We start from the raw sequence: 11,565 nt of genomic DNA on the forward strand, positions 1-11,565 counted from the left end.
CGGCGGCCGCCGCCGGTGCGCCGCTCTCTCTCGCGGCCCCGTCCTCGCCGTCGGGGCCCCGGGCCGAGGAGGCCCCCCATGTCCCAGAAAGCCGCGCCGGATCAGGCCGTGCCCGAGCAGGCCGTGCCCGAGCAGCAGGGCGCCGGCGCCCCCCAGGGCCTGCTCCAGCAGATGGAGGAACTGATGGCGGCGCTCTCGGCCGACCTCAACCAACTGGACGCCGACCTCCAGTCCACCTCCGACCGGCTCACGGACGGCCGGTCCACCTCCGGCCGGCTCGCTCCCGATCGGCCCGCGTAAGGCCGGCCCGCCGACGGCCGGCCCGCGTAAGACCGGTCCGCGTAAGACCGGTCCAACGACAGCCGGTCCGCCGACGGCCGCCCCGAGCCCCACCCGCACTGACACCGGGGAACCCGCCCGGGCCGGGGGCGCCGAAGGCGACGGCGACCCCGGCCCGGGCGGGTTCCCCGGTGTCAGTGCGGGTGGGGCTCGGGGCGGCCGTCGGCGGACCGGCTGTCGTTGTCACCTGCTCGTTCACCGCCGACGGCCGCCTCGGCACCCTCCCCGCCACCATCCGCCCGCCCAAGCTCACCCGCGGCATCTGCCCCCGTAACAACAGCCTGGGCATCAACGCCATCCGCATCGAGGCGAACACGGCCGGCGCCGTCAACGTCTACGGCCCGCAGGCGACCAACAAGGTGACCTGGATCCAGCTGGACACCTTCTCCTCCGTCCTGCGCTGACGCCCGCGGCGGGCGCCGGGACCCGGAGACCTCCGGCGGACCGGCGCCACGCCCGCCCGCCGACACCCGGGCGACCACCGCCGGCCCTCCACCCGCGCGTCAGGGCCCGTCGGCGGACCAGTCGAGGCGCGCCGGATCACCGGGCCGCGGTTCGTACAGCGACCGGCCCCCGGCACCGAACCGCCCCAGCTCCGTCTCCAGGACGGCGCCCACCGCACGCTGCTCCGGGGMCCGGTCGGTGACGTCGAGCAGCAGCCCGTCCAGCGGACCGCCCACCAGTTCGGCGTAGACACGCCCGGGCCGCGGGCCCGGCCGGGGGTCGTCGTGGTCCTGGCCGTAGACCCGGCCTCTCAGCAGCTCCTCGTCCCTGTCCATACGAGACAGCGTCGCAGCCGCCACTGACAACGAGAAGAAGGTCACAGTCGCGTGCTCTCCTGTTGCTTTGTCGATCTCCCCTAGCATCCGAGCATGACGGTCCTGCCTGACGACGGGCTCACCCTGGCGTCCGAATTCCCCGAAGCGCCGCACGAACAGTGGCAACACCTTGTGGCAGGCGTCCTGCGCAAGTCCGGCAAAGAGGTGTCGGGCGACGCCGCCGAGGACGCCCTCTCCACACTCCTGGAGGACGGCCTCCACGTCCGCCCGCTCTACACGGCGGACACGGCGGCGGGCCCGGCGCGCGAGACCGCGCCCGACGCCGGCCTGCCCGGCTTCGCGCCGTACGTACGCGGCGGGCGCGCCGAGGGCAACACCCTCGGCGGCTGGGACGTGCGCCAGCGGCACCTCGCCGCCGACAACGACGCCGTCCTCGCCGACCTGGAGAACGGCGTCACCTCCCTCTGGCTCGGCTCCGGCATCCCGGTCTCCTCGCTCGCCGCGGTCCTCGACGGCGTCTACCTCGACCTGGCGCCGATCGTCCTCGACGCGGGCCGGGAGACGGCGGCCGCCGCCGAGCGCCTGCTCGGCCTGTACGGGGAGCGCGGCGTCGCCGACGACGCCGCCCGCGGCAACCTGGGCGCGGACCCGCTCGGCCACCAGGCCCGCACCGGGACCGCGGCCTACGACCTGGCCTCCGTGGCCGGACTCGCCCGCCGCTGCACCGACCGGTACCCGGGGCTGCGGGCCCTGACCGTGGACGCGCTGCCGTACCACGAGGCCGGCGGCTCCGCTGCGCAGGAGCTCGGCTGCTCCCTCGCGACCGGCGTGGCCTACCTGCGCGGTCTGACCGATGCCGGGCTGAGCGTCGCGGAGGCCTGCGCCCAGCTGGAGTTCCGCTACGCGGCGACCGCCGACCAGTTCCTGACCATCGCCAAGCTCCGCGCGGCGCGCCGGCTCTGGGCCCGGGTGGCCGAGGTCTGCGGCGCGCCGGGCGCGGGCGCCCAGCGGCAGCACGCGGTCACCTCCCCGGTGATGATGACCCGCCGCGACCCCTGGGTGAACATGCTGCGCACCACGGTGGCCACGCTCGCCGCCGGCGTCGGCGGCGCGGACAGCGTGACCGTGCTCCCCTTCGACGACGCCCTCGGCCTGCCGGACGCCTTCGCGCGCCGGATCGCCCGCAACACCTCCACCGTCCTCATCGACGAGTCGCACCTCGCCCGGGTCGTCGACCCGGCGGGCGGCTCCTGGTACGTGGAGCGACTCACCGACGAGCTCGCCCACGCCGCCTGGGAGTTCTTCCAGTCCATCGAGCAGGCCGGCGGCCAGGAGGCCGCCCTGCGGTCCGGCGCGATCGGCGAGCGCCTGGCCGAGACCTGGGCCGCGCGCAGCAGGAAGCTCGCCACCCGCCGTGAACCCATCACCGGCGTCAGCGAGTTCCCGCACCTCACGGAGCGGACCGTCGAGCGGGCCCCGGCGCCCGCGCAGCCGACCGGGGGCCTCCCCCGGGTCCGCCGCGACGAGGCGTACGAGGAACTGCGCGCCCGCTCCGACGCGCATCTGGCGGCGACCGGGGCCCGTCCCCGGGTCTATCTCGCGGCGCTCGGCCCGGCGGCCGCGCACTCGGCCCGGCTCTCCTTCGCCGCGAACCTCTTCCAGGCGGGCGGCATCGAGCCGGTCACCGAGGGCACGTTCGAGGAGAGCGGGGCGCGCGAGGCCTGCCTCTGCTCAAGCGACGCGCTCTACGCCGAGCAGGCCGGGACAGCGGCGGCCGGACTGCGCGCGGCGGGTGCCGAGCACATCCTCCTCGCGGGCCGCCCGGGGGACCACCCCGGTGTCGACTCGTACCTCTTCGCGGGCTGTGACGCCGTCGCCCTGCTCTCCACCGCCCTCGACCGCATGGGAGTGTCCTGATGTCCATCCCCGACTTCTCCGGGATCGAGCTCGGGGTGCCCACCGCCGCCGGCGGTCCCGACGCGTGGCGGGCGGCGCTCAAGAAGGCCGCGGGCGGCGACGACCTGCTCTGGGAGACCCCGGAGGGCATCGGCGTCAAGCCGCTGTACACCGGGCAGGACCTGGAGGGCCTGGACTTCCTGGACACCCGCCCGGGCATGGCCCCGTACCTGCGCGGCCCGTACCCGACGATGTACGTCAACCAGCCCTGGACGATCCGCCAGTACGCGGGCTTCTCCACGGCAGAGGAGTCGAACGCCTTCTACCGGCGCAACCTCGCCGCCGGCCAGAAGGGTTTGTCGGTCGCCTTCGACCTGCCGACCCACCGCGGCTACGACAGCGACCACCCGCGCGTCACCGGTGACGTCGGCATGGCCGGTGTCGCCATCGACTCGATCTACGACATGCGCCAGCTGTTCGACGGCATCCCGCTGGACCGGATGACGGTGTCGATGACGATGAACGGCGCCGTGCTGCCGGTCCTCGCGCTGTACATCGTGGCCGCCGAGGAGCAGGGCGTACCGCCCGAGAAGCTGGCCGGGACCATCCAGAACGACATCCTCAAGGAGTTCATGGTCCGCAACACGTACATCTACCCGCCCGGGCCGTCGATGCGGATCATCTCCGACATCTTCGCCTACACCTCGCAGCGGATGCCGCGGTACAACTCCATCTCCATCTCCGGTTACCACATCCAGGAGGCGGGGGCGACGGCCGACCTGGAGCTGGCGTACACGCTCGCGGACGGTGTGGAGTACATCCGCGCGGGCCGCGAGGCCGGTCTCGACGTGGACGCGTTCGCGCCGCGCCTGTCGTTCTTCTGGGCGATCGGCATGAACTTCTTCATGGAGATCGCGAAGCTGCGGGCGGCCCGCCTGCTGTGGGCGAAGCTGGTCAGGCAGTTCGACCCGCAGAACGCCAAGTCACTGTCGCTCCGCACCCATTCGCAGACCTCGGGCTGGTCGCTGACCGCGCAGGACGTCTTCAACAACGTCACCCGCACCTGTGTCGAGGCGATGGCGGCCACCCAGGGCCACACCCAGTCCCTGCACACCAACGCCCTCGACGAGGCGCTCGCCCTGCCGACCGACTTCTCGGCCCGGATCGCCCGCAACACGCAGCTGCTGATCCAGCAGGAGTCGGGCACCTGCCGGACGATCGACCCCTGGGGCGGCAGCGCGTACGTGGAGAAGCTCACGTACGACCTCGCCCGGCGCGCCTGGCAGCACATCCAGGAGGTCGAGCAGGCCGGCGGCATGGCCAAGGCCATCGACGCGGGCATCCCCAAGCTGCGCGTGGAGGAGGCCGCGGCCCGCACCCAGGCCCGGATCGACTCCGGACGGCAGCCGGTGATCGGCGTCAACAAGTACCGGGTCGCGAGCGACGAGCAGATCGACGTGCTGAAGGTCGACAACTCCTCGGTGCGCGCCCAGCAGATCGCCAAGCTGAAGCGGCTGCGCGAGGAGCGCGACGAGCAGGCCTGCCAGGACGCGCTCGCCGCGCTCACCCGGGCCGCCGGCGGCGAGGGCAACCTGCTGGAGCTCGCGGTGAACGCGGCCCGCGCGATGGCGACCGTCGGCGAGATCTCCGACGCCCTGGAGAAGGTCTACGGGCGGCACGCCGGGCAGATCCGTACGATCTCCGGTGTGTACCGCAACGAAGCCGGCGCGTCCCCCTCCGTGGACCGCACCCGTGCCCTGGTGGACGCCTTCGGCGAGGCCGAGGGGCGGCGTCCCCGCATCCTGGTCGCCAAGATGGGCCAGGACGGCCACGACCGCGGCCAGAAGGTCATCGCCACCGCCTTCGCCGACCTGGGCTTCGACGTGGACGTCGGCCCCCTGTTCCAGACCCCGGCCGAGGTGGCCCGCCAGGCCGTCGAGGCGGACGTGCACATCGTCGGGGTCTCCTCGCTCGCCGCGGGGCACCTCACGCTCGTTCCGGCGCTGCGGGAGGAACTGGCGGCGGAGGGCCGCGAGGACATCATGATCGTGGTCGGCGGGGTGATTCCTCCGCAGGACGTGGCGACGCTCCTGGAGATGGGCGCGGCCGCCGTGTTCCCGCCGGGCACGGTGATCCCGGACGCGGCCCACGACCTGGTGACGCGGCTCTCGGCCGACCTCGGACACGAGCGGTGATCGATCTCGACACGTACGTCAAGGGCGTACGTGAGGGGAGGCGGGCGCTCGTCGCCCGCGCGATCACCCTCGTCGAGTCGACCCGCCCGCAGCACCGGGCCCTCGCCCAGGAGCTCCTGACGGAACTCCTTCCGCACAGCGGGAACGCCGTGCGGATCGGGATCAGCGGGGTGCCCGGTGTCGGCAAGTCGACGTTCATCGACGCGTTCGGGACGATGCTCACCGGGCTCGGCCACCGGGTCGCGGTGCTCGCCGTCGACCCCTCGTCGACCCGTACCGGCGGCTCCATCCTCGGCGACAAGACGCGGATGGAGCGGCTGGCGGTCGACCCGGCGGCCTTCGTACGGCCCTCCCCCAGCGCCGGCACCCTCGGCGGGGTCGCGAAGGCGACCCGGGAGTCGATGGTCGTGATGGAGGCGGCGGGCTACGACGTGGTGCTCGTGGAGACCGTGGGCGTCGGCCAGTCGGAGACCGCCGTCGCCAACATGGTCGACTCCTTCCTGCTGCTCACCCTGGCGCGTACGGGCGACCAGCTCCAGGGCATCAAGAAGGGCGTCCTGGAACTCGCCGACGTCGTCGCCGTCAACAAGGCGGACGGTCCGCACGAGCGGGACGCGCGTGCCGCCGCCCGTGAACTGGCGGGCGCGCTGCGGCTGATGCACGGGGCGGACTCCTTCTGGACCCCTCCGGTGCTCAGTTGCAGCGCCCGGGACGCGGCGGGCCTCGACGAGGTCTGGGGGCGTCTCGAACAGCACCGCGCCCTGCTGGACTCGACCGGCCGGCTCACGGCCAAGCGCCATGACCAGCAGGTGGACTGGACCTGGTCCATGGTCCAGGACGAGCTGCTGCGCCGCCTCCACTCGGACCCGGCGGTCCAGGGGCTCACGCCCGCCCTGGAGAAGCAGGTCCGCGCGGGCGAGCTGACGGCGACGCTGGCCGCCGAGCGGATCCTCGACGCGTTCGGGGAGCGGCGCGGCTGACGCGGCAGCGTTCGCAGGACCGTCACGGGACCGTTCAGGGGGCCTTCCTTCGGGAGGGCCCCCTTTCGCATGCCTCCCCGATACCCCCTTTTTTGTGCGTACTTGTCGGGGTGCCGGCGCCGGGCGAAGCTGGAGGCGGCCCGGCGGAAGGAGAACGGCAGGGCCTCAGGAGGCGGCGGGCGTGGTCACGAGCCTCTCCAGACGGCGGTGGCCCCAGTCGGACAACGGGGCGAGCGCCGCGCAGAGTTCCTCTCCGAAGCCGGTCAGCGTGTAGACGGTCTTCGGCGGCAGGACGTCATGCACCCCGGCAGGGGTGTTCCTGTACAGCGGCCCGGAGGCGCTCCACGCCGAGCACCGGGCGGTGCACGCCTCGGAGGCGCACGGCATCGACGCGAGCCTGATGCGCGCCGCCGAGGGCCTGGCCCGCCGGACGGTGGGCCTGGGCCACGGCGCGGAGGGCTTCACCCGGGTCGGCGAGGTCCTGAGCCGACGCAGAGCGGGCCCGGGGCGGCCGGCCGCCGGCCGGTGACGCCCCGCCGTCGGTCACCGGTCACGTGCGGGCCAGGAAGGCGGGCCGCAGGGAGGGGTCGACGGCGTCGTAGTACCGGTGGAAGACCGGGGTGGCGGAGCCGGAGACCGGGGGCACGATCCAGCTCCAGTCGGCGGGGGTGTCCCTGCCGTGGCGGCTCTCCTGCGCGATGTGCCGCAGGAAACGCCGGGACTCGGTGTGGTGGTCGGCCATCGTCACCCCGGCCGCCTGGAAGGAGTGCAGCACCGCCACGTTCAGTTCGACGAGCGCCCGGTCGCGCCACAGGGTCCGCTCGCTCGACCGGTCGAGCCCGAGCCGGTCCGCCACCACGGGGAGGAGGTCGTACCGCTCGGTGTCGGCGAGGTTCCGGGCGCCTATCTCGGTGCCCATGTACCAGCCGTTGAACGGCGCCGCCGGGTACCGTACGCCGCCGATCTCCAGGGTCATGTCGCTGATCGCGGGCACGGCGTACCAGCGCAGTCCCAGCTCGGCGAAGCACGCGTGGTCGGGGTGGGTCAGCGGCACCTCGCGGACGGCGTCGTCCGGCAGCTCGTACCACCGGGGCGGGTCGCCGGGCCGCTCCTGGACCATCAACGGCAGTACCTGGAAGGGCTCTTCGTCACGCTTCCAGCCGAGGTCGCGCGCCCGGGCGGTGAGGGCCTCGCTGCGCGGGTCGCCGACCCGGTCCCCCTCGGGCGTACGGTGCCCGGCGTAGCGCACGAGCTGGTCGTTGACGATCCGGGGGCCGGGGCGGTCCGGCCGGTCGGGGGCGAAGACGGTGATCACGGGCCGGATCCGGCCGCCGTTGCCGGCGAGTCTGAGGTGCTCGAAGGACGCGGCGGCGATGTCGTCGGCGGAGGTGAGGTGCCGCAGGTCGCGCACCACGAGGCTGCGCCAGTAGAGCCTGCCGATGCAGCGGGCCGCGTTGCGCCAGGCGACGCGGGCGCCGAAGGCGAGTTCGGCCGGGGAGTGGGTGTAGGTGCCGGTGCGGTCGATCTCGGCCAGCACCTCACGGAGCCGGCTCCGCACGTCGTCCCCGGCGCCCGGCTGTTCGGTGTGGAACTGGCGGATGAAGCGCTCCGCCTCCTGCCGGTCCGCGCGCTGCGGGGCCCGGCCGCGCCCGCCGGGTGCCGGGGCTCCGGGCGCGGGGTCACCGTGCGCGTAGGGGCAGGTGCCGGTGCTGAGGACGGGCTTGCGGCGGCGGCTGCGACTGAAGATCAATGTGTTCCTCCCGGCCCCCATGACTACCGTATGAACACGGTCGGGCGCGGAGAGTGGGTGAATATCCCCCCTCGGAAGGTCTTCGCTGGTACGCTTTGGCCGCTCATGCCCGAATGACCGCTTGCGGCGGACGGCTCCGTTCCGCGCACCCGGGTGCGCGGAACGGAGCCGTCGTCGTATCGGTGGCCCCAGGGGCGTCAGATCACGCCCTGCGCGGTCATCGCCCGCGCCACCCGCAGGAATCCGGCCACGTTGGCGCCGAGCACGTAGTCCTCGGCGTTGCCGCCGTACGCCTCCGCCGTGGCCCGGCACTCGGCGTGGACCCCGCGCATGACCGCGGCGAGCCGGGTCTCGGTCTGCTCGAAGGTCCAGCTGTCGCGGGCCGCGTTCTGCTGCATCTCCAGGGCCGAGGTCGCCACGCCGCCGGCGTTGGCCGCCTTGCCGGGGCCGAAGAGGACGCCGGCCTCCCGGAACACCTTCACCGCCTCGGGCGTGCAGGGCATGTTCGCCCCCTCGGCGACGGCGAGGACCCCGTGCTTGACGAGGGCCACGGCGTCGTCGAGACCCAGCTCGTTCTGGGTCGCGCAGGGCAGGGCGATGTCGCACGGGACGTCGTACACCGTGCCCCGGGCGGAGAAGCGCGCGGTCGGCTTCGCCTCCGCGTAGGCGGAGATCCGGGCCCGTCGCACCTCCTTGACGTCCTTGAGGAGGTCGAGGTCGATGCCGTCCTCGTCGACGAGGAACCCGGAGGAGTCGCTGCACGCCACCACACGGCCGCCCAGGGCGTGCACCTTCTCCGCCGCGTACACCGCCACGTTGCCGGAGCCGGAGACGACGACCCGCCGTCCGTCGAAGTCCTGGCCTCGGGTGGCGAGCATCTCCTCCGCGAAGTAGACCGCGCCGTAGCCCGTGGCCTCGGTACGGACGTGGGAGCCGCCCCAGCCCACCGGCTTGCCGGTGAGGACGCCGGCCTCGTAGCGGTTGGTGATCCGCTTGTACTGGCCGAAGAGGAAACCGATCTCGCGCGCACCGACACCGATGTCCCCGGCCGGCACGTCCGTGTGCTCACCCAGGTGACGGTAGAGCTCGGTCATGAAGGACTGGCAGAAACGCATGATCTCGGCGTCCGAGCGGCCCTTGGGGTCGAAGTCGGCGCCGCCCTTGCCGCCGCCGATCGCCATGCCCGTCAGCGCGTTCTTGAAGATCTGCTCGAAACCGAGGAACTTCACGATGCCGAGGTTGACGCTCGGGTGGAACCGCAGCCCGCCCTTGTACGGGCCGAGGGCGCTGTTGAACTCCACCCGGAAACCCCGGTTCACCCGCACGGCGCCCTGGTCGTCCACCCACGGAACCCGGAAGAGCAACTGCCGCTCGGGCTCGCACAGTCGCTCCAGGATCCCGTTCTCGACGTACTCGGGGTGCCGCTCGACCGCGGGCGCGAGGGAGTCGAGGACCTCGGCGGCCGCCTGGTGGAACTCCGGCTCCCCGGGGTTGCGTCGACGGACCTCCGCGTAGACGGCTTCCATGTGTGCCGTGACGTTCATGGGTGTCTCTCGCCTTCTTCTTGCTCGAAAGTGCCGGCGCGTGCGGGCGACGTCACGCCATTGTTGCCCGGCCCGCCCGCGCGTCCGCCACCGCGTCCGCCACCCGGTCCGCCTCAGGGCCGGCCGACCGCCCCGGTACCCGGCCGTGGGCGACGGATCGCCGGACCGCCGCTAGGGGCCCTCGGTGTCAGCCTCGTTGACGATCCATTCGGTCCAGCCCAGCGGGTAGGCGAACGCCGGCCGGGCGAGGTTGCCGCTGGTGCGGAACGGGCGGCCGTCGTCGTCGACGCGGATCGTGCCCCGCTCGGAGCCGCTGGACCAGGCGAGCTCCAGGTACCAGCTGACGTCGTGCGCCCGGGCCCGCGCGGCGACGTTGAAGATCACCGGGTCGGTCTCGCTCGTCTTGTACGAGAACGTCCGCTGTCCGCCCACGGGCTCGGCGGTGGGGCGGCCCGCGTCGAGGTCGACGGCGTAGGCCTTCGTCGACACCTCGCCGCCGCAGCCGACGCCCATCACGTAGTCGTTCCAGGGCAGTGGGGCCTTCTTGCTCACCACTCGGACGTGCAGGGCCTCCAGGACGACCGTCCGCTTCCCCTTGCCCTGGACGGTCAGCCGGAGCAGCTGGTCCCCGCCCGGGACCGCGTCGAGTGCGGCGATCCAGCCCGGCGCGTCCTGCTCGGTGGGCGGCGGGGGCACCTGCTCGGGGCCACGGTCGATCAGATAGTGCTGCGTGCAGGGGCCTTCCCAGGTGTGCGGCGCGGCGGCGACGGTCGGCGCGTTCGCCGTCGCCGTGCCGCCGGGCCGCCCCGGGTTCTCCGACTCCCCGGAGGGCGTTCCCGGGCGCTCGGCGCCGGAGCCCGAGGGGGACGCGGCCGCGCCGCCCGGCCTGTCGTTCCCCGAGAGGTTCAGGACGAGCGCCGCCGACACGGCGGCGGCGACCACGGCCGCTCCGACGACCACGGCGGTACGCCGGAAGCGCCGGCTCCGCGCCGGGGACGGGGAGCCCTCCGCCGCCGGGTCCCCCGGCGGCAGGTCGGACGGGGACACGGCCGGCGCTTCGGGCGCCGGCGCGGGCGACGGTTCCGACGGCGGCGCGGGCTGCCGCTCGGATATCGGGGCGGCGGTCCCGGACGGGGTCACAGGGGCCGCCGGTTCCGGCGCTCCGGACGCGTCCGGAGCGGGGGCCTTCCGGCTGCGCGCGACATCCGCCCGCACCCACAGCCGGTGCAGCTCGACGAGTTCGTCGGGGGTCGCCCGGCAGAGCCGCGCGAGGCGCTCGACGGGCGCGTAGTCGACCGGGACGGCGTCACCGTTGACGTACCGGTGGAGGGTCGAGGCGCTCATGTGCAGACGCTTGCCGAGCGTGCCGTAGCTGAGCCCCGAGCGCTCCTTGAGCTGCCCCAACAGCGCCGCGAACTCGTCCCCCGCCACCGTTCCACCCTCTTCCGGCGTTCGTCCCCGCGTCCCAGGAAAGGAGATCAACGCAGGTCAGCGCCTTGAATCCGTTCCAGCGTCCCGTACCGCCCGGTAGGAGCGGCCGCTGGAACGGATCTTGTCACACGCTGTGGTCAGCGAAGCAAGGCCGCCACGGGCAACGGCGGCCCGGGCCGCACAACGACCGAATCACGACCCCGATCCCGAGGAGGACTCCATGTCCGCACGCACCACCCGCACCCGGCTGCTCGCCGCCACGACCCTGGCGGTCGCCGCTCTGTCGCTCACCGCCTGCGGCGGCGGCGCGGTGAAGGACGAGGGCGCCGCCACGTCCTCCGTCTCCCCCACCGGCTCGGCCTCCCGGTCGGCCGGGCAGCCGGCGACACCGTCCGAGGGCGGCACCGCGACGGCCCCGGACGGCTCCGCGGGTACGACGGCCGGGTCGTCCGGCGGATCGTCGGGCAGCGGCGGGTCCGGGAACGGCGGTACGGCCACCGCCACCGGCACCGGTGGCAAGACCGGCGGCAAGGGCGGCTCGGCCTCGGGCGGCAGCGGCGGCAGCGGCGGCACGGACAAGCCCGCGCGGAACAAGCAGTGCGGTGCGGGCAACACCAAGACCACCGCCACCCCGGTCGCCCGCCCCCTGAA

General features: G+C 73.7%; 10 protein-coding genes and 2 pseudogenes. 7 read left to right on the plus strand and 5 right to left on the minus strand.

Features of this window, described 5'->3' with window-relative positions; translation table 11 throughout:
* Positions 1 to 78 precede the first annotated feature (78 nt).
* A complete protein-coding gene (locus EAO70_RS12050) occupies positions 79 to 300 on the plus strand; it encodes a hypothetical protein (RefSeq protein ID WP_148002972.1) in 222 nt (73 codons plus the stop codon).
* A 170-nt stretch (positions 301 to 470) separates the two neighbouring features.
* Positions 471 to 743 (plus strand): hypothetical protein, encoded by a 273-nt coding sequence (locus EAO70_RS12055; protein ID WP_187283852.1) that lies wholly within the window; start codon positions 471 to 473, stop codon positions 741 to 743.
* Positions 744 to 842: 99 nt separating this feature from the next.
* Here EAO70_RS12055 and EAO70_RS12060 read toward each other — a convergent pair whose 3' ends face one another.
* Entirely contained in the window at positions 843 to 1,118 is a 276-nt protein-coding gene (locus EAO70_RS12060; protein ID WP_148002973.1) for a hypothetical protein, read from the minus strand.
* Between the two features lie 93 nt (positions 1,119 to 1,211).
* Here EAO70_RS12060 and EAO70_RS12065 point away from each other — a divergent pair, with 93 nt between their 5' ends.
* Genes EAO70_RS12065 through meaB form a run of 3 tightly spaced genes read left to right on the plus strand, consistent with a single transcriptional unit; the run spans position 1,212 to position 6,189 of the window.
* Positions 1,212 to 3,035, plus strand: coding sequence for a methylmalonyl-CoA mutase family protein (locus EAO70_RS12065; RefSeq protein ID WP_148002974.1), 1,824 nt, complete (start codon positions 1,212 to 1,214; stop codon positions 3,033 to 3,035).
* A complete protein-coding gene (scpA, locus tag EAO70_RS12070) occupies positions 3,035 to 5,209 on the plus strand; it encodes a methylmalonyl-CoA mutase (protein ID WP_148002975.1) in 2,175 nt (724 codons plus the stop codon). The genes EAO70_RS12065 and scpA overlap by 1 nt, the downstream gene beginning before the upstream one ends.
* Complete coding sequence (gene meaB / locus EAO70_RS12075; RefSeq protein ID WP_148002976.1) at positions 5,206 to 6,189, plus strand: methylmalonyl Co-A mutase-associated GTPase MeaB; 984 nt, start codon at positions 5,206 to 5,208, stop codon at positions 6,187 to 6,189. The genes scpA and meaB overlap by 4 nt, the downstream gene beginning before the upstream one ends.
* A 165-nt stretch (positions 6,190 to 6,354) precedes the next feature.
* Here the strand turns inward: meaB and EAO70_RS39120 are convergent, their stop codons facing one another.
* On the minus strand, positions 6,355 to 6,492 hold the full coding sequence (locus EAO70_RS39120) for a winged helix-turn-helix transcriptional regulator (protein WP_402112313.1): 138 nt from the start codon (positions 6,490 to 6,492) through the stop codon (positions 6,355 to 6,357).
* A 58-nt stretch (positions 6,493 to 6,550) separates the two neighbouring features.
* Here EAO70_RS39120 and EAO70_RS37870 point away from each other — a divergent pair.
* Positions 6,551 to 6,718, plus strand: a pseudogene (locus EAO70_RS37870) (hypothetical protein); the annotation flags it as partial.
* Positions 6,719 to 6,739: 21 nt separating this feature from the next.
* On the opposite strand, the gene EAO70_RS12085 reads toward EAO70_RS37870, so the two are convergent.
* The 3 genes from EAO70_RS12085 to EAO70_RS12095 form a co-directional block, all read right to left on the minus strand.
* Positions 6,740 to 7,960 (minus strand): nitric oxide synthase oxygenase, encoded by a 1,221-nt coding sequence (locus EAO70_RS12085; RefSeq protein ID WP_148002978.1) that lies wholly within the window; start codon positions 7,958 to 7,960, stop codon positions 6,740 to 6,742.
* 176 nt (positions 7,961 to 8,136) lie between these two features.
* Entirely contained in the window at positions 8,137 to 9,483 is a 1,347-nt protein-coding gene (gene gdhA, locus EAO70_RS12090; RefSeq protein WP_148002979.1) for an NADP-specific glutamate dehydrogenase, read from the minus strand.
* A 171-nt stretch (positions 9,484 to 9,654) separates the two neighbouring features.
* Positions 9,655 to 10,914 (minus strand): transcriptional regulator, encoded by a 1,260-nt coding sequence (locus tag EAO70_RS12095; RefSeq protein WP_148002980.1) that lies wholly within the window; start codon positions 10,912 to 10,914, stop codon positions 9,655 to 9,657.
* Positions 10,915 to 11,134: 220 nt separating this feature from the next.
* On the opposite strand from EAO70_RS12095, the pseudogene EAO70_RS37875 reads away from it, so the two are divergent.
* Positions 11,135 to 11,565: pseudogene (locus EAO70_RS37875) on the plus strand (hypothetical protein); the annotation flags it as partial.

This window comes from Streptomyces sp. adm13(2018), assembly GCF_008042145.1.
Lineage (GTDB): Bacteria > Actinomycetota > Actinomycetes > Streptomycetales > Streptomycetaceae > Streptomyces.